The following is a 17854-nucleotide window of genomic DNA, read 5'->3' on the forward strand; positions in this document are numbered from 1 at the left end:
GCCGACCGCCTGCAGCCAGGCCTCGTGGCTGGCACCCGCGTTGGCCCAGAGGGTCAGCTTCTTGCCCTCCGGCCAGCCGCCGGCCGCCGCGAGCAGCTCCTTGGCCTTCTCGACGTCCTGCTCACAGTAGGTGCAGATACCCGGGCGAGCGCCGTCGAAGATCGGTGCGACGAAACCGGTGGCGGGAGTGTACCGGCCGTCGAAGACGGCGTCGACGATGGACTGCCGGTCGATCGCCAGCGAGAACGCCTGGCGGATCCGCTTGTCCTTGAAGTCGTCGTTGTACAGCGGCATGCCGACGTAGTTGAGGCTGTCGCCCTCCTGCTCGTACAGCCGGTCACCAAAGCTGGCCTGGGCATCGTTGAAGCGCTCCGGCGGGATCGTGTACATCACGTCCAGTTCGCCGGCCTGGAAGGCGGCGTAGGCGGAGTTTATGTCGGCGAAGATCCGGTAGTAGATCTCGTCGGGCTTGCCCGGCTCACCATTCCAGGTGTCGCTCCGGACCAGGTTGATCTCGACCTCGTGCTCCCACTGGCCGTCGATCTTGTAGGGGCCGTTGCCGATCGGCGTCTCGTTGCAGGCCTCGATGTCATCGATGCAGGCCTGGGCCATCGGGAAGAACCCCGAATACCCAACCACTGTTGGGAATCCGGTGAAGGGTTCCTTGAGCTCGACGGTGAAGGTCAGGTCGTCAACTTTCTTCAGGCCGGACAGCGTCTCGGCTGTCGGCTCGGGGGCCGTCGCCGGGCCGTCGCCGTCCGGGTCCTTGGGCAGGACCTCGTCGATGCCGGCAATCCGCTTCATGAAGTAGCCGTTGCCCTGGGCGTTCGGCGCGTAGGCGGCGAAGTTCCACGACCGGATGAAGGAGTCGGCGTTGACCGGCTCACCATTATCGAAGGTGTAGCCGTCCTTCAGCTTGATCGTCCAGAGCTTTCGGTCGTCTGACTCAATCGACTCGGCCAAGTCGTTCTCCGGTTCACCGGTGTCGGCGTTGTACCTGACCAGACCACGGTAGAGCTGACGAATCACATAGATCGCTGGTTCGTCACTGGCAGCGGACGGCAGCAGGTGTTTCGGCTCTGCGGCATATACCCGCAGTGTGCCGCCGGTTTGATCGCTTTCTTCGGCTGGGTCGTCGCCGCTGCCGGTGCAGGCGGTGGCCAGCATGACGGTAGCGGTCGCCGTTACTACCACTTTCAGGAGTTTCCCGCGCATAGGAGTGCCTCCTCAGGGCGCTCGGCTCACGAGAGTGTCGAAGTGTTTGCCACGGTGACACCAGAAACGTGATGGCGGACAGGCGTGTTATCAACCCGGTACCTGGCCGGAACTGTGTCTACACCCGTCCCAGAGTTAATCCGCCGAATTTCGGTATTCGTGGTCTCAGAACTCTGGAACTACTCATTGGACAACCGGTTGGCGCCGCGTCACCGAACAGTTGGTGTGGCTCGCTGTTCGGTTTACGTCAGGGGCGATACGGCTCGGCGAAGCCGATGATCGGCGCTGCAGATGCGACTATGCATTGGCTTATCCGTGTTGATTAAACTAATTCATGGAATTTGGCGAGACGGGAAGCAAGGTCCGGATCGAGCCCACGTCACCTCCTCGCCCACGGCGATCAGTCTCACGGCGTGTTCCGCCCCGATGGCGAACGCCTCGCTGACCTCGGCGGCGGTAGAGCCCAGGCAGCCGACGTCGAGTTCCGGTGCCCGGTCGGATGCAGTCCACCAGTCAACGAGCGCGGCCGGGCGTTGATCGAGTTGCGCGGTCGTCTCCACCCCGGTCGGCGGTGTCGCTGCTAGGTCACGAGTCCGCGGGGGAGGGGCTTTCTGCGGACGGTGTGGAGGGCACCGGGGACGGTGTTGCCCCAGCGGCGGCGACACTGAGTGTTCGTGCCAGCCGCATAGTCCCCTCGCACCTTTTCGAACCGAGCAAGCCTGTCGTGGTGCCATCACGGCTCGGCGCTCCAGGGCGAGTGGCGCGACCGGCGTAACAGGCGGGAGCCAGCATTCCAGTTCGGCCGATTCGTTGTCGACGTGCGATCCTACGTCGGTGCTGGGCAGGCCCACCATGGCCGAACGACGGCGATCCGTAGAGCCGTGGCCGCCGCTCCCTGCTCGCGACGTGTGCCACGCCCGTTGACACGATCGACAGGAGTGAAGCCCCCGCGCCGCAGTGGCGCTGCCATGCGGCCTTGCCCAGGGCTGTCATGCTGGCCGATATGGCCGCCACGCCGCTGGCGATGGGGGTGACCCTCGCCGCCGTGCAGGTCTTTGGGGCTTCCACCACGCTCGCCGGGGCACAACAGCAGTTTGCGGAAGGACTGCGGGCCGACTACACGCTGACCGCCCCGTCCGCCGCGGGGATCTCGCCAGAGGTCGTGGAAGCGGTTTGGGAGACACCCGGGGTAGCCGTGGTCACACCGGTAGGACGGAGTCAGGCGTTGTTGACATTCCCGTCCGAGGACAGCACCGCAACCAGGGTTTTCGCCGCCCAGGGCGTCACACCCGACCGGCTCCCCGAGACCATCGACCTCGCGGTGACCCAGGGCGACATCGCGGAGCTACGAGGCGAGACAGTGGCGTTGAGCCGGATCGCCGCGGAGACTGTCCGCGGGACCGTCGGCGAGACGATCGAGCTGCGCCTCGGCGACGGCCACCTGCGCAACCCGCGGGTGGTGGCGATCTACGAGAACGGGTTGGGCTTCGGCGATGTCACCCTCCCCAACGACCTCGTGGTCGCGCACACCACCGCGCAGGTCAACAGCGCGGTGTTGGTCAGCGCCGTGGGCCTTTGGCGGGGCGTCGTCGCTCTTCCTGGCAGTCGCCGATGGAGGATGGGCATAGATCCGTGACTTGGCATGTCATCCTGATGCCGTAACGCGACCATCGCGCGTGACCGTGGACGGGTTCACCGGATGGCTAGCAGCGTGGGTGATGAGGAGTGTCAATGACGAGCAGTACGCGCTCGAACTCGATCGTCGAGGTCTTTGAGCAGGCCGCCGCCAGCTACGACCGCACCGAGGTGTCCTATTTCGAACCGTTCGGCACGGCCCTCGTCGGCTGTGCTGGCATTCGAACAGGTGAGCGGGTCCTCGACGTTGGCTGCGGCCGCGGAGCTGTTCTCCTTCCCGCCGCCGCTGCCACCGGACCGACCGGCCACGTCACTGGCATCGATCTCGCCCCGACGATGGTGAAGCTCACCGCCGACGACGCTGCCCGAGCCGGCCTGACCCAGGTCGAGGTCCGGGTTGGCGACGCCCAACAGCCGGGCTTCCCGCCCCACAGCTTCGACGTGGTACTGGCCGGGATGGTCGTCTTCCTGCTGCCGGAGCCGGACAAGGCCCTGCGGGCGTACGCGCGATTGCTACGCCCCATGGGACGGCTGGTGGTGAGCACTCCTGGCGCCTACGATCCGGTCTTCGTCGCCGCGATGGACGCCCTGGCCGCGCACCTACCGGCGGAGCAGCCGCCGCCCGCGCCGACCGCCGGCCCATTCGACGATGAACAGACGATCACGGCGACGATGGTGGCGGCCGGCCTCGACGTCGCCGCGATCAGCGAGCATCGAGTCGAGAGCAGGTTCCAGGATGTGAACCACTGGATGCGGTGGATGTGGTCGCACGGCGGGCGGGCACTGCTACAACACTTGCCGGCCGATCGGCTCGACGCGGCGACCGCCGACGCGGCGCGGGTGCTGGAATCCGCCCGTGCACCCGAGGGGGAGCTGTCCCTGACCACCGTGGGGCGCATCACCGTCGCGGTGCCCCGGTCGCGCCCGGCGCGTCGCGACGCGGATCTTCCGGACCCGAGCCATGGATCCGCGGCTAGCGCAGCTGGGCCATCTCGTGTAGATGATCGAAAATGATTTGATCGACTGGGAGACCCAGTGGTGGTCGGCGTGGGTGAGCCAGACGATCTCCTCGATCTCGCCGCTGGGTTTGCCGCCCGGGATGTAGTGGACGTCCTTTCCGCGCGATCGGGAGCTGAGGATCGTGTCGCTTTCGAGGTGGATCCAGGCGATCTTGTCGATGGTGGTCATGTGGCACTCCAGAGTGGCCAGCTTTGTTCGTCCATGCTGGCATCACTGCAGCCCGAGCGAGATTGGCTAGTGTCGCGGTGATGGAGGCAATCTATCGGCCGGCAGCGCGGGTGATCTGTCTGGACGCTGCGCGCCGCGTGCTTATGCTGCGTTGGCATGATCCAGTTGACCGGGTATGGCTGTGGGAACCGCCTGGTGGCGGTATCGAGCCGGGTGAGACGCCGCTGGTGGCAGCACGACGGGAGTTGCTGGAGGAGACCGGGCTGGACCCCGGGGCGGTCCTTGACCGGTCGGTGCCGGTCGAGCGGGACGTGCGGTGGAAGGGGAGACGGTATGTCGGTCCGGAGCACTTCTTCGTGGCGTACTTTGCTGCGGACCGGCCCTCGCTGACCCGGACGGGCCTGCTCCCTGACGAGCAGGTTGAGCTGCATTCGCACGCGTGGGTGTCGTGGTCGGACCTGACCTCGCTTTCAGATCCAGTCGAGCCGCCGCAACTGCTGACCGTGCTTTGCGCGCTGCAGCCGGATGGCCCCTGGTGCGAGGCACCTAGCGGCTAACGACGGTGGCCGTGCCACTCTGCCTAGGTCCAGGACAGATAGCGGTGATAGAGGCCGGATTCCTTGTGGACCTGTGCGAGTTGGGCGTCCGCCTCGGCCATGAGTGCCGCCAGGTAGAGGCGGAGCGCGACCCGGTTGTCGCGATACTCGGTCAGGAGGGCGACTCGGGCCGGCGGGCATGGCCACTCGGCCCGACAAGTCTCGCAGCCCCACAGCGGGCGCATCGGCAGATGTGCCCGGTCGGTCACCGGAATGCCCCGATCACGATGGCGGTGACGACGATTACCACGATCAGCGCGGTGACCAGCTTCTGCCGGGCGGTGGGTGGGTTGATGTCCGGCGGATACTCCGGGTGCACTCGGTCACCGTCCGGCAATCGGGGTGGGCCGGACGGGTCACGGCGGGGACGCAACTCCTCGGGTCTGCTGTGGTCGGCCATCAGAGCCTCCGCAGCCCGGTGAGCACCGCTTCAAGGACATCGTCAGTGGGGTGCTGGGTGTAGACGACGCGGGCCCGACCGACCGCGCGAAAACCGGACAGCAGCAGCTCAAGTTCCTCCTCAGACGTGATGGGCGGACGCTGAGATTTGATCAATTCAGCGAGTGCGGCTCGAGATGTCCGTTTTGGTAGGTCCTCTGCGGGGATCATCCTTGCCTCCTATCGAAGTTTGAGCGGGGGTGGTCGTGGGACCGCAGGCAGCGTTTCGTCTCGCCACACGTCGGGCACCAAGTGCCAGACTTTCGAGAGATCAACAGTCCTGTGGCCAGGCCAATCATCAGCGTCAACCCAGCGGCAGTTATTGACACCTCGGCCTCCCGACGGCACGTCGATGTCATCATGCTGGGCCCAGGGGGGAGGTGATGCAATATTCCTCAGCGGGGTTTGCTGGAGAACATTGACCGTGGCGGAAGTTTCCTGGAAAGTATTCCATCAAGCGTGTGCATGTGTTCCGCCACGGAAGGAGGATCATGGAATCAGATGCGGGATCGACGGGGCCCCGAAGGCAGCTCGGTAGGTTTCTGCGGTCGCAACGGGAGAGTGCCAACATCACGATCAAGGCGGCGGCGGATGAGTTGGAGTGCAGCCCGCAGAAGATCTGGCGCATTGAGAAGGGAGCCGTCCCGGTTCGTGCTACGGATGTCAAGATCCTCTGTCAGCTTTACGAAGCCACAGCGGACATGACGGCAGGTTTGGTCGCCTTGGCGCGAGAAACCAAGGCCAAAGGGTGGTGGCACGCGTACGGGGATGCCGTCCCGGGTTGGTTTGAGCTGTACGTGGGCCTAGAAGGTGCTGCCACCCGTGTACGTAAGTACGAGCCGGCGTTGATCCCCGGCCTACTTCAGGCGCACGCGTACATGGAATCGGTGGTCCGAGCGGATCGGCCTGACCTGGAAGATGCGGATGTCGAGCGACGTATGGCGGTGAAGCTGGAGCGGCAGGGCCTACTGTCACGTCACTTTCCCCCGCCGCCCCATCTGGAGGTGATCATCTGTGAAGGGGCGCTGCGGCGCACCCCCGCTGTTCCTGGCGCAATGGCACAGCAGTTGTGGCACCTGCTCAAGGCGAACGAGCGATCCCACGTCAGTGTGAGGGCACTGCCCCTCGAGGCCGGGCCACACCGAGCGTCGGTTTCGGGGGCGTTCACTATCTTGGACTTCCCACCAGACGAGGCTGGCAGACACGAGCCATCGACAATATACAGTGAGTCACTGACCGGGGCGCTCTACCTCGACAAGCCCGGCGAGACCGAAACGTACAATGCAGTGTGGGCAGAGCTAGCGGAAAAGGCTCTTGACCCGGACGAGACAGACAAGTTTGTCACCACACTGATCGAGGAGATGAATAACCGTGAGTAACCTAGCCAGCGCCGTCTGGCGCAAGTCCACCCGCAGCGGCGCGAATGGAGACTGCGTCGAAGTTGCGGACACCCTTCCTGATCTCGTGGGTGTTCGGGACTCCAAGGATCCGATCGGACCGGCCCTGGTGTTCGGTCCGGCGGCGTGGCGGGTCTTCGTGCGCCACATCAAGCAGCACTGACCAGCCGCAGGAAGCCCGGCTTCCGGGGATCTGGACGGCAGCCGAAGGCCCGGCCCACTCGGGGGCCGGGCCTTCGTGCTGTGCTGGGCGGCGTCCGGGTTCGGTTGATCCCGGGCGCCGCCGAGCTGGCTGCGGTCAGCCGGCCGCGATCCGCCAGGCCGCGGCGAGCTTCCACGTCGCCGTGGTCGGCTTGCCGGTCAGGAGCGCGTGCTCCGCGTCCGAGGTCAGGGTGGAGGTTCGCGTCGCCGAGGGGGCGGTGACACCCTCTCGTACGATCGCTGCCTGCGTGACATCTCGGAGCGTCGACACCAGCAGCTCGTGCTGCGCCGCGTTGTCCCGGCTGCTGAGGGCCAGCAGGGTGGAGACCGCCGTCAGCTCGGTGACCACCCGCCGCTCGTCGCGGACCGAGCCGTCGTCATGCCAGGAGCGCTCGTTGCGCAGCGACCGGTCCAGCACCTTCACCGCGGCCCGGGTCCAGCCATCCTGCTCGATCTCGGCCAACTCGGCCCGCAGCTCGTGCAGCCGGTCTCGGGTCGCGTCGGTGCGTAGGCCCCAGCCGTACGGGTAGAGCGGGTCGTAGCTGGCATCACCGACGTTGATCGGCTCCTGGTCCAATGAACGCGGCCAGGAGACCGGTAGTTGACCGGTGAAGGGCTGCTCGCCGAAGAGCACGTCGGCGACGCCGGCGCCCTCGGTGCCGGGCAGCCAGGAGGCCACCACGGCGTCGGCGGGGGCGAGTGCGTCGTCGAGTACGAGCGGACGACCGGAGACCACCAGTACCACGCAGTTGTCCACCGCTGAGCAGACCGTGTTGACCGTGTCCTGTTCGGCGGCGCTCAACGTCATGGTGAAGCCGTTGTTGCCGACGTCGCCCATGCCCTCCGCGTACGGCTGCTCGCCCACCACGACGACGGCCCGGTCGTGCCCGTCCATTGGGGCGGAGGCGTCGGCGCTGTAGGTGACCTCGGCCTCCGGCGCGACCTGTTGGATGCCGTCGAGGATGCTGGTGCCGGGGGTGATGTCGCCGTTGCCGCCCTGCCAGGTGATGGTCCAGCCGCCGGTCTGCGCGCCGATGTCGTCGGCGATGCTGCCGGCGACGTAGAGCTTGCCGGTGTTGGCCAGCGGCAGCACCTGATCGGTGTTGCGGAGCAGCACCTGGGACTTCGCGGCGGCCTCGCGGGCCACCGCCCGGTTCTCCGGCGAGCCCACGCCGGCCAGGTTGGTCCGGTCGGTGAACGGCTGCTCGAAGAGCCCGAGGTGGAACTTCTGGGTCAGGATCCGGCTGACCGCGTCGTCGATGCGGGACATCGGGATGTTCCCGGCCTCGATCTCGCCGAGCAGCGTCTCCTCGAAGCGCTGGTACTCGTTCGGCACCATGATCATGTCCAGTCCGGCGTTGATCGAGATGCGTACGTCGCTGTCGTAGTCCCCGGGGATCTGGTCGATCGCGGCGTAGTCGCTGATCAGGAAGCCGTCGAAGCCGATCTCCTGCTTCAGCACGTCGGTGAGCAACTCCTTGTGGGCGTGCATCTTGACCGGGTTGCCGACCCCGTCCTCGGTGAAGTCGACGCTGGAGTACGACGGCATGATCGTTCCGGCGTTGTGCTTCCGCACCGCCGGAATGTACGGGTCCAGGTGGACCCGGTCGAACTCTTCCCGGCTCATGACCACAACGCCCTGGTCGATTGGGTACCCACCGTTGCCCGGCCGGTACTCGGTCCCGCCATCGCCGGCGTAGTGCTTCACCGAGGCGAGCACCCGGTCGGCGTCCTTCCGGTCGGCCAGCGCGTGGCCCTGGAGCCCGTCGATCACCGTTTCGTTGGCGATCACCAACGCCGGGTCCTCCCCGTACGCCTCGTAGGTGCGTCCCCACCGGTCGTCGCGAGCGACGCAGGCGCAGGGTGCGAACGACCACTGCGGACCGGTCGCCCGGGTCTCCTCGGCGGTGACGTGCCCGACCCGTTCGACCAGCTCCGGGTCCCGAGCCGCGCCGAGCCCGATGTTGTGCGGGAAGATCGTGGTGCCCTGGACGTTGCTGTGGCCGTGCACCGCGTCCACGCCGTAGAGCAGCGGGATCTGCAGTCGGGTCTGCAGGGTGTACGTCTGGTACCCGTCGACCATGTCCGCCCAGGACTCCGGGGTGTTCGGGGTGGGCGTCGAGCCGCCACCGGAGAGCAGCGAGCCGAGTCGCCAGGTGGCCAGGTCGTTCGGCGAGTCGAGGGCGTTCCGCTCGGCCTGGGTCATCTGGCCGACCTTCTCCTCGACCGACATCCGCCCGAGCAGGTCGGCGACCCGCTCCGCAACCGGCCGGGAGGTGTCCAGGTATGGCAGGCCGTGCGCGTTGAGCACGATGTTCGGTGGGCTTTCGGGTACGCCGATGCCGTTGCCGGAGAGGGTCAGCGGGATGGTTTCCGCGACCTCTGCCTGCTCGTCGGAGCGGGTCTGGACGGTGATCTGCCGGGTGGTTCCGGAGGCGGTGCCGGCGGGGAAGACGAACTCTCCCTCGACCGCCTCGTAGTCCTCACCGGCGGTGGCCGTGCCGGCGCCGGTGGCGTACCGCAGCGTCACCTCGTCTTCCAGCGGCGCGTCATCGATGTTGGTGAGCTGGATCGTGACGGTGGTCGACTCGCCCTCGTCGAGGAGGCTGACCGCTGGGTCGGCAGCCACCCGCACCGTCGGCCCGACCTGCGGGACGCCGTAGACCTCAACGTCGTCGATGCGGAAGGTGTCGGCGTAGCCGGAGCCGGGCTGCATCGCGTAGCCCCACATCTGGTTGAGGTCCAGCTCCTGGTTGATGCCGCCGATGGGTTGATAGTCGGTGCGGTACTTGAACTGCGAGAACGGGAGCTCGACCAGGCGCCAGCCGACCCAGTCCTCGGTGAAGCTGGTGATCCAGAGCTCGCTGTGATCGGCGTCCACCCCGCCGTCTTTGATCTCCACGTCGATGCGGCGCCCGGCGCCGGGCGCGGCCGGTGGCACGGTCAGCGGGCTGAAGTACCAGAACCGGAACCCGCCGAAGCTGCTCCAGTCCTGCGGCTCGGTGTTGAAGCTCAGGTTCTGCCCGAAGCCGGCCCAACTGGTGGTGGTGTCGATGGCCACGGAGAGGGCCTGGTTGTCGGCCGGGGTGCCGTCGCGGGCGGCATCAACGTAGCTCAGCTGCGGGACGCGGGAGTCGTCCCCGCTGAAGGTGATGATGCCGGGCTGCCCACCGGGCGGGTTGAGCTGCGGCTGCGGGGCCTCGAAGTCGGCGACCGTCGCCACGTTGGTGAAGAGCTCCACCTGGTCGAAGTGCAGTTCTCCGGCGCCCTGCGGCAGGTTTACCGCGAAGCCCCACATCCGGTCGAGCTGCAGCTCCTTGTCCTTGGGGCCGTCCGCTGGCTGGTAGCTGGTGCGCCAGGCGAAATCGGGAAAGATCGTCCGGATCCGCTTCCAGCCGGTGGAGTCGTCGATGAAGAACGACTCCCACAGCTCCGACGCCTCACCGTGCTCGCCGCCGTCCTTGATCTCGAACTGGACCTGCCGGCCGCTGCCGTCCCCCTTCACCCAGAACGAGAAGCCGTCGTACGCCCGCCAGTCCTGGTGGCCGTCCGGCGCGGTGAAGTTGTGGGTGAAGCCACCCCAGCCGTCGATGTCGTACCGGACGGAGAAGGCGTCGTTGTCAGCGCCCGCGCCGGGCCGGTCGTCGCTCGCGACGGTGTCCACTTCGGGCTGCTCGGGATCGCTGGAGGCGAAGAGGAAGACCTCGGGGGGTACGCCGTCCTCGTAGTCCTCGACGGTCTGCACGGCCCCGGCCGACGTTGGCGCGACGCCGGTGTTGGCGGTGGGGCCCGGGTCGGGGAGGGCCTGCGCGGCCCCGGGTAGGACCAGAAGGGATCCGGTGAGAGTGAGGGTGAGCAGGGCGGCGGTTCGGGTACGTAAGCCGCCCCGCCTGCGATCAGGTTCTGGATGCACAGTGCCTCCTGTGGATGGGGTCGGGAACGCTCCCATCGATTGTTGTAAGCTACAACATATTGGCCCGCGCCGTTTTGAGGAAGTAACAGGTGCGTAACGAGTGGTGGCCGGGGTGGACGCCTCGCCCGCACCCCGTCGTAGCCCCACGGCGCCCGTCCGGCCGCCGCCGCAGCACCCCGTTGCTGTCGACGTGGCGGGGGTGTTGCGGAGATTGTGTTATCAATTGACTCCGCACCTATGCGTCATTAATCTTTTTGTAACTGGCGCGTTCGGTTAACACATGTAAAGCGACGCCATTGATCTGGAAGTGCTGGGCGCGCCTCCGTTTGTTCGTGCCTTTTGCGCCGGGTGCCCGCACTGTCGGTGCTCCATCGGGAGGTATCCCAGTGATGAAAATCGTGTCCGCGTACCGACTCGTCATCACCGTCGTGGCCACATTGGCGATCACAGCTGCCCTCGTCGTAACCACCGGCACCGCCGCTGCCGCCACCCCCTGCGACTACCCCGCTCAGCAGCTGGACCTCACCAATTGGAAGGTCACCCTGCCGACCGGCTCGCCCGGTTCGCCGACGGGGGTCAAGCGGCCGGCCCTCGCCACCTACGCGGTGAACCCCTGGTTTCAGGTGAACCACAGCTGTCAGGGAGTGCAGTTTTGCGCCCCGGTCAACGGGGTGACCACCTCGGGATCCAGCTATTCGCGCTCCGAGCTGCGCGAAATGACCGACAATGGGACGCGGCAGGCCGCCTGGTCGGCCACCTCGGGCACCCACACCCTGACGTTCCGGTTGGCGTTCAACCGGCTCCCCAATGACAAACCGCACGTCGTCGGTGCCCAGATCCACGACGGCGACGACGATGTCACCACCTTCCGCCTCCAGGGCGGCAACCTCTACCTCACCAGGGGAAACGACAGCGACTACAAGCTGGTCGCCAGCGGCTATCAACTGCACACGGTCTTCGAGGGAAAGTTCGTCGTCAGCGGGGGTAGATCCGTGCCTACTACAACGATGCCCTCCAAGCGAGCATCGGACACACAGGACCCAGCAACTATTTCAAGGCCGGGGCCTACACCCTGGCCAACTGTGGCAACTCCTATCCGTGTAGTAGCCAACTACGGGCAGGTGAGCGTGTACAAACTGGTGGTCACTCACTCGTAGCGTGCCGGCCGTCGCCCGTTGTTCCGTATCATCGAGCGGGTGGAAAGCGGTGAGGAGATCTTCATCGACCGGGTGGACGCCCCCGCGGCAAAGGTCGTGCCGTTGGTGTGCCGGGTCAACCGCACCGCGATCGGCTCCCTTGGCGGGCAGCTGGACCTTTCCGGTGACTGGGACTCGTCCCACACTAATGACGAGATCGCTGGTGACTTCGGCATCAGCGCATGAGCCTGCTATTGCGGTTCGGTGCCCAGCCGAGCTGGCCTACCCGCCGCCGGCCGGAAGGGGAGAGCGCTCCGGCGTCGGTGCGGCTGGGCGCCGGGTCGATACCGCCCATTGGGTCAGTCGCGGGGCGAACAGGCCGGTGACCGCGAACAACAGCGCCAGCGCGACCCAACCGAGGCGCCCACCGTCGAGGATCAGCAGGGTCAGCAGAGCGGGCCCCACCGCTCCGACGAGGCCGTTGAGCAGCCCGGCGACGCCCTGGTATTCGCCGACGAACTCCGGTATGGCCAGGTCGTAGGCCAACCCGGTGCCACCGACCGCGTGCCACAGGTCGCCGATGGTGTAGACCGTGGTCGCGACCAGCAGCAGCGCGACCGTCGGGCCGGTGGGCAGCGCGCTGGTGCCGGCGAGGAGCAGCATCGCCGCGGCCAGCGTCAGGCCAGCCCGGCGCATCGTTTGCGCAGCCGGAGTGGCGGTCTGCGCGCCGCGGCTCAGCCGCACGGCCAGCAGTACCGTCAGCACGGTGTTAGTCACCAGGATCGCCGCCACCATGACGGTCGGCGCCGCCGTGTGGGACACCACCCAGAGGGGAATGATCAAGGTGAGTACGATGGAGTGCAGCGAGAGTGCCGCCGAGGTGGCGCTGACGGCGACGAAGGGGACGTCCCGCAGCGCTGGCCCGAGCCCGCGCTTCGGGGCGGCCGGCACCGACCCGGGCGGAAGCGGCGGCAGTCGCATGATCAGCATCGCGGAGAGTGCGAACGTCGCGGCGTTGCCGAGCGCCAGCAGCTGGTATGCCGCCCGCGTGTCGGCCATCAGGGCGAGTCCCGCCAGGACCGCGCCGACACCGGTGCCGAGGTTCGCCACCGCACGCAGGTTCGCGAAGGCAGATACCCGTCCCGCTGGGCCGCCGACGGCCGCGACCAGGGCGGCGCGAACCGCGAGGTTGCCGGTGGCGAGCAGCGCACTGAGCACCGCGACCACGATGAACACCGCGACCGAGTCAACCAGCAGGTAGGACGCGGCGACAACGGCCTGCAGCAGCTGCAGGACCGCCCGCAGCGTACGCGGGTCGCATCGGTCGGCGAGCCGGCCGAACGGCACGCTGGCGACCAGCCCGACCAGCGCGGAGATCGTGAGACCCACTCCGACCGAGCGGGTGGACAGCCCAACGCTCCGGGTGAGGAACAACGCCGAACCGGCAACCCAGAGCCCCATCCCCACCGTGTTGGTCAGCGTGGCCCAGGCCAGGGTCCGCAGTGGCCCGGGCGGCGGGATCGGCGAGCCTCCTGGCCAGTGCTCATGGCCCGGCAACCACGCGGGTGGTGGCGATCTCCTGGGAAGCATTCACTGAATCTATGGTCGATCGGCGCCGGCCGAGTGCCGACGACCGGCGATGTCGATCACAGTGGATCTATCGGAAGTGCTGCTGGAGTCGGGAGCCCGACCACATCGACAGCCGATGCTCAGCCGCGGGCGGAGATGCGGTCGGCGCGGTACAGCAGTGCGGCGGCGACGAGGCCGCCGACCAGGACCGCCACCGCCCCCACCGTCTGGCCGGTGCGTAACGCGTCGGCGAAGGCGGCGGTGACCGCCGCCCGGTCCGGGCCCGCCGCGGCCAGGGCCGCGGGGAACGAGCCGGCGCCGGCCAGCGCGGCGGGCAACAGCGCGGCGAAGCGGGCGTTGAGCACCGCACCCAGCACGGCGATGCCGAGGCTGCTGCCCACCTCGGTCATGGTGCCGTCGACGCCGGCCCCGGCGCCCGCCTTGTCCGTGGGGATCGCGCTCATCACCGCCTCAACGATCGCCGGGTTCGCCAGCGCGCAGCCCGTACCCATGATGAGCAACCCGGCCAGCAGCGTGCCGTAGCCCTCGGTGGGAACGTGCGTAACCAACGCCAGCCCGCCGGCGAGCAAAGTCATTCCGGTGGCGATGGCGGCGGGTAGCCCGAGCCGGCGGATCGCCAGTGTGGCGATGCCGCCAACGTTGAGCACCACGATGGAGAGCGCGAACGGCACCATCCGCAGCCCGGCCTCCCAGGCCGGGTAGCCGCGGACGAACTGCAGGTGCTGGGTGAGCAGGAAGAGCGCGCCGGTGGCGCCGAACGTGATCAGCACCACGCCGCAGACCGCGCCGACGAAGCGGCGGTTTCGGAAGAAGTGCATGTCCAACATCGGGTGGGCGACCCACTGTTCCCAGCGGACGAAGAGCGCCAACAGCAGCACGCCGACGATGCCCGCGCCGAGTACCTTCGTCGAGGCCCAGCCGAGCTCCGGACCGGAGATGATCGCCCAGACGATCGCGGTCAGGCCGACGGTGGAGAGCGCCACTCCGACCAGGTCCAGGCGCCCACTGGCAGGATTTCGTGACTCCGGGATCAGCGCCCGCCCGGCGAGCAGACAGACCAGCACGATCGGAATGTTCATCAAGAAGATCGCGCCCCAGGGCAGGTGGGCGAGGATGATCCCGCCGATCGGTGGCCCGGCGGCGAAGCCCAGCGCGCTGGTCGCCGCCCAGATGCCGATGGCCCGGGACCGCTCGGCGGAGTCGAAGACCTGCATGGCGATGGCGAGGGTGGCGGTGACCAGCAGCGCGCCGCCCACGCCCATTCCGGCCCGGGCGGCGATCAACTGCTCGGAGGTGCCGGCGAGGCCGGCTGCCAGCGAGCCCACGCCGAACAGCACCAGCCCGACCAGGAGCATCCGCCGCCGTCCGTATCGGTCCACGGCACTGCCCGCGCTGAGCAGCAGTCCGGAGAGTACCAACGCGTACGCGTTGATCATCCACTGTACGTCGGCGGTGCCCGCGCCGAGCTCCACCGTGAGTACCGGAACCGCCACCGTCAACACGGTGTTGTCCAGCACCACGACGAGTTGGGTCAGGCAGAGGACCGCGAGAATCAGCCAGCGGTGCGGGACCTTGCCGCCCGCGACGGGGAGGTCGACCGGTGCCGGCGCGGTCGCTGAGGCGCCGCTCATCGCGCCGCGGTTTCGTCGTTCGTGGTCTGACTGCCGGGGCGCATCAGGCGACCCGCCAGTAGCCGAGGGAGGTGAGCTGGTGTTTGCCGACGCCGAGCGTCCGCCGTACGTGCCGGGTGATGCGGCGGGTGCTGGCCGCTTCGCACGCCACCCAGTAGTGCGCGGTCTCGCCGGACGGTAGCGCGGCGCAGACGGTGTCGACCAGGTGCTGCCCGTCGTCGCGGCGCGGCACCCACGTCACGTCGTGGTGCGCCCGGGCGCGCGGAGTCAACGCCTTCTCGTCTTCATGGGCGAACTCCAGCCACACCGTCGCGGGGATGTCGGAGCCAGCGTCGAGGAGGCTGTTGACCGCCGGTAGCGACGCCGCGTCCCCGATCAGGTAGAGGTGCTCCGGTGCCGGGTCGGGCAGCTGGAAGGCGCTGCCCTGCACGGTCGCATCGATGGTGTCGCCGACCTGCGCGGTGGTGGCCCAGCGGGCGGCGCAGCCGTCGTGGATGGCGAACTCCAGGGTGAACCGCCCGGTTGCCGGATCTGGGTCGACCAGCGTGTAGGCCCGCTGGTGTGCCCGGCCGTTGGTGTCGAACCAGAGCCGGATCCACATCGTCGGGTGTACGCCGCACGCCGCCAGGAGCCCACCGTCGTCGAGGAGTAGCCGCTGGTAGCGCCCGGCGACCGACTCGGTGCTCAACACGGTGAGCCGGAAGTCCCGGCCGCCCATGGCCCGGAGGACCAGGCCCTCCCAGTTCCTTTTCACAAAGCCTCCAGCTAAGGTCAGCCTAAGTTAGGAGAGGTTAACCTAAGCGGAAGCCCCGATGGTACCGCTTCCTGCCCGCTGGGCCCCAAACTGCTGCCCCGATGTCGACCAGCGCACCTAACGAAGGGCGAGATTACGTGATTTATCAGGAGAAAATTCCCGAGCTCGGTGAACTGACGCTGGAGCCAGTCTGCCCCGATCGGCACGCCGAACTGCTGCACGGCTGGGTGACTGTGCCCCGGAACGAGTTCTGGGGCATGGGATCGCACACGCTCGACCAGGTGCGCGAGATCTACGCGTTCCTCGACGGGTTGGACACCCACCACGCGTACCTGATTCTGCTGGACGGTGAGCCGGTGGGGCTGTTTCAGAGCTACCAGCCGGAGGCCGACCCGGTGGGGGAGCGCTATCCGGTGCAGGTGGGGGACATGGGGTTGCACCTGCTGCTCAACCCACCCCGACGCTACCTTCGTGGCCTCACCGCGGCCGTCGGTCCCGCGCTGGTCCGGTTCCTGCTGCAAGATTCGGCCACCCAGCGCATCGTGGTGGAGCCGGACGTGCGCAACGAGACCGCGCTGCGCCGGCTGCGGGTCGAAGGGTTCACCTTCGCCGCGGAGATCGACATGCCCGACAAGCGGGCCCAATTGGCCTTTCTGACCCGAGCCCGGTTCGAAGCCGACCATCCGACCCCGGCTAAGTAGGGTCATCCGCTGCGCCACCCACGCGATCACGGGGTGACCAGATTCGTCCACATATGAAATTGACTCGGCTGAAGCTGCCGTGGGCCAGATCCAGTGGCCGGTGCGTTGGTTAGTGGATCTGGATGTGCCCGCGCGGTCGCCGGCCGCGGAGGTAGTCGTCGTAGTTGTCGAGCAGGCGCTGTGCTTCACCGGTGGCCTGCCGGAAGCGGGTGTCCGCGGACACGTCGCCGGTCAGGACGTCGTGCATGGCCCGGGTCATCACGGTCTGGATGCCGGCGAAGTCGCCGAGCAGCGCACCACGTCCGGCCGGTGTGCCGTTGTTGGCCGCGAGCTGGTCCACGGCGGCCCAGTGGTGCGGGTTCTCCGCGAACCAGCCCCGCTCCTCGAGGAGCGCAACGGCGCCCCGGGTCACCGGGACGAAGTTGGTTTCCCGGTGGCGGCCGGCGGCGTTCGCCGGGTTGCTCAGGAACTGGATGAACGCCAGTGCGCCGTCGCGGGTCGTCGGGTCCAGGCCGTCCGAGAGCCACAGCGCGTCGCCGCCGATCACGTTGCCGGCGTACGGCACCTCCCCGTTGTACGGCATGCGGCACGCCCGCACCTCGAAGCCGCCCCGGCGCCCGGCTTCGACCATCCGCCCCGCCACGACCGAAGTGGTCAGGGTGAACGCCACCCGCTGTCCGGCGAACGCCTGGTAGTTGGCCTCCCAGTCAACCGTGTCCGCGCTGTCCTGGTAGAGGTAGTGGCCGTCCCGGTGCAGCCGCTGCCACCAGCGGACGTACGCCATCATCTCGTCGGAGGCCAGGTAGACGGAGCGTGCGCGCCCGGCCCGGCCGTTGTCGTGGTCGGCGAGCAGGCCGCCCTGCTGGGCCACGGACTGCTGGAACAGCCAGCCGTGATTGGGCCAGGTGATTGCGTGCGCTGGCCCGCCGGGCAGCCCCGCGACCGCCTTGCAGGCCACCTCGAGCTCGTGCCAGGTCCGGGGAACCTCGGTGATCCCGGCGGCGGCGAGCAGGGTGGTGTTGGCGTACAGCAGGGTGGTTGAGGTGAGCGGCGGCATGGCGGCAACCGCGCCGTCGTAGACGTAGTAGTCCCGGGCCGCGGGCAGCATGTCGGCGAGGACAACCGGTTCACCGAGTATCTCGGTGCGTCCGGCGATTGCCCGTTCGACCGAGGTGAACTGCGGCGCTTCGTCGGCCCGGCGGGTGTCGTACGCCTCCTGCGTCGAGGTGTAGAAGTACTGGGCGACCGTCGGTGCCGTATTCGTCGCGGCGGCCCGGTGCACGGCGTTGGGCAGGTCGAGCCAGTCGTGCCCGTCGACCTGGATCCGGTATTCGGGATGGGCTGCCTCGAAGTCGGCAGCCAGCTCCCGGACCCGGCCGATGAACCAGGGCATCACCGGGTAGTGCGGCATCCACATAGTGATGACGGTCCGGGTGTCGCGGTGCTGTCTCATCGCTTC

17 protein-coding genes and 1 pseudogene are annotated in these 17854 nt (G+C 67.7%); 8 read left to right on the forward strand and 10 right to left on the reverse strand.

The window, feature by feature from the left end; all coding sequences use genetic code 11:
- The coding region (locus tag K228_RS0112325; protein WP_025618714.1) for a peptide ABC transporter substrate-binding protein at positions 1-1215 on the reverse strand (1215 nt) is incomplete at its 3' end.
- Between the two features lie 976 nt (positions 1216-2191).
- Here K228_RS0112325 and K228_RS0112335 point away from each other — a divergent pair.
- Entirely contained in the window at positions 2192-2851 is a 660-nt protein-coding gene (locus K228_RS0112335; protein WP_245603462.1) for a hypothetical protein, read from the forward strand.
- A gap of 95 nt (positions 2852-2946) precedes the next feature.
- Positions 2947-3864 carry a class I SAM-dependent methyltransferase gene (locus K228_RS0112340; RefSeq protein ID WP_025618717.1) on the forward strand — a complete coding sequence of 306 codons (918 nt, stop codon included), beginning with the start codon at positions 2947-2949 and terminating at the stop codon, positions 3862-3864.
- On the opposite strand, the pseudogene K228_RS29510 reads toward K228_RS0112340, so the two are convergent.
- Positions 3824-4038 (reverse strand): annotated as a pseudogene (locus tag K228_RS29510) (NUDIX hydrolase). The gene K228_RS0112340 and the pseudogene K228_RS29510 overlap by 41 nt on opposite strands.
- 80 nt (positions 4039-4118) lie before the next feature.
- Between K228_RS29510 and K228_RS0112345 the strand changes: the two are divergent.
- A complete protein-coding gene (locus K228_RS0112345) occupies positions 4119-4595 on the forward strand; it encodes an NUDIX hydrolase (protein WP_029723531.1) in 477 nt (158 codons plus the stop codon).
- 23 nt (positions 4596-4618) lie between these two features.
- On the opposite strand, the gene K228_RS0112350 is transcribed toward K228_RS0112345, so the two are convergent.
- From K228_RS0112350 to K228_RS0112360, 3 genes are read right to left on the reverse strand one after another with little or no spacing between them, the layout of a single operon-like run.
- A complete protein-coding gene (locus tag K228_RS0112350; protein ID WP_425414516.1) occupies positions 4619-4819 on the reverse strand; it encodes a flavin reductase in 201 nt (66 codons plus the stop codon).
- A gap of 20 nt (positions 4820-4839) precedes the next feature.
- Positions 4840-5034, reverse strand: a complete 195-nt coding sequence (locus K228_RS0112355; RefSeq protein WP_025618719.1) for a hypothetical protein — start codon at positions 5032-5034, stop codon at positions 4840-4842.
- On the reverse strand, positions 5034-5243 hold the full coding sequence (locus K228_RS0112360; protein WP_025618720.1) for a hypothetical protein: 210 nt from the start codon (positions 5241-5243) through the stop codon (positions 5034-5036). The genes K228_RS0112355 and K228_RS0112360 overlap by 1 nt, the downstream gene beginning before the upstream one ends.
- 320 nt (positions 5244-5563) lie before the next feature.
- On the opposite strand from K228_RS0112360, the gene K228_RS0112365 reads away from it, so the two are divergent.
- On the forward strand, positions 5564-6451 hold the full coding sequence (locus tag K228_RS0112365; protein WP_025618721.1) for a helix-turn-helix domain-containing protein: 888 nt from the start codon (positions 5564-5566) through the stop codon (positions 6449-6451).
- A complete protein-coding gene (locus K228_RS0112370) occupies positions 6444-6632 on the forward strand; it encodes a DUF397 domain-containing protein (RefSeq protein ID WP_025618722.1) in 189 nt (62 codons plus the stop codon). The genes K228_RS0112365 and K228_RS0112370 overlap by 8 nt, the downstream gene beginning before the upstream one ends.
- 135 nt (positions 6633-6767) lie before the next feature.
- Here the strand turns inward: K228_RS0112370 and K228_RS0112375 are convergent, their stop codons facing one another.
- Positions 6768-10583 (reverse strand): carbohydrate binding domain-containing protein, encoded by a 3816-nt coding sequence (locus K228_RS0112375; protein WP_025618723.1) that lies wholly within the window; start codon positions 10581-10583, stop codon positions 6768-6770.
- A gap of 389 nt (positions 10584-10972) precedes the next feature.
- Between K228_RS0112375 and K228_RS25565 the strand changes: the two genes are divergently transcribed.
- On the forward strand, positions 10973-11740 hold the full coding sequence (locus K228_RS25565) for a polysaccharide lyase family 7 protein (protein WP_245603463.1): 768 nt from the start codon (positions 10973-10975) through the stop codon (positions 11738-11740).
- Positions 11741-11758: 18 nt separating this feature from the next.
- On the forward strand, positions 11759-11965 hold the full coding sequence (locus K228_RS0112385; RefSeq protein ID WP_033776835.1) for a type II toxin-antitoxin system Phd/YefM family antitoxin: 207 nt from the start codon (positions 11759-11761) through the stop codon (positions 11963-11965).
- Between the two features lie 36 nt (positions 11966-12001).
- On the opposite strand, the gene K228_RS0112390 is transcribed toward K228_RS0112385, so the two are convergent.
- From K228_RS0112390 to K228_RS0112400, 3 genes are all read right to left on the reverse strand, one after another.
- Positions 12002-13309: an MFS transporter gene (locus tag K228_RS0112390; protein WP_080671588.1), complete on the reverse strand. Its 1308-nt coding sequence runs from the start codon at positions 13307-13309 to the stop codon at positions 12002-12004.
- Between the two features lie 119 nt (positions 13310-13428).
- Positions 13429-14940 carry an MFS transporter gene (locus tag K228_RS0112395; RefSeq protein WP_025618726.1) on the reverse strand — a complete coding sequence of 504 codons (1512 nt, stop codon included), beginning with the start codon at positions 14938-14940 and terminating at the stop codon, positions 13429-13431.
- 43 nt (positions 14941-14983) lie between these two features.
- Positions 14984-15694, reverse strand: coding sequence for a siderophore-interacting protein (locus K228_RS0112400; RefSeq protein ID WP_025618727.1), 711 nt, complete (start codon positions 15692-15694; stop codon positions 14984-14986).
- 137 nt (positions 15695-15831) lie between these two features.
- Here K228_RS0112400 and K228_RS0112405 point away from each other — a divergent pair, with 137 nt between their 5' ends.
- Positions 15832-16395, forward strand: coding sequence for a GNAT family N-acetyltransferase (locus K228_RS0112405; protein WP_025618728.1), 564 nt, complete (start codon positions 15832-15834; stop codon positions 16393-16395).
- 109 nt (positions 16396-16504) lie between these two features.
- Here K228_RS0112405 and K228_RS0112410 read toward each other — a convergent pair whose 3' ends face one another.
- Positions 16505-17848, reverse strand: coding sequence for an extracellular solute-binding protein (locus K228_RS0112410; RefSeq protein ID WP_025618729.1), 1344 nt, complete (start codon positions 17846-17848; stop codon positions 16505-16507).
- Positions 17849-17854: the final 6 nt, after the last annotated feature.

The sequence above is a fragment of the Salinispora cortesiana genome (genome assembly GCF_000484695.1).
Taxonomy (GTDB): Bacteria; Actinomycetota; Actinomycetes; order Mycobacteriales; family Micromonosporaceae; genus Micromonospora; species Micromonospora cortesiana.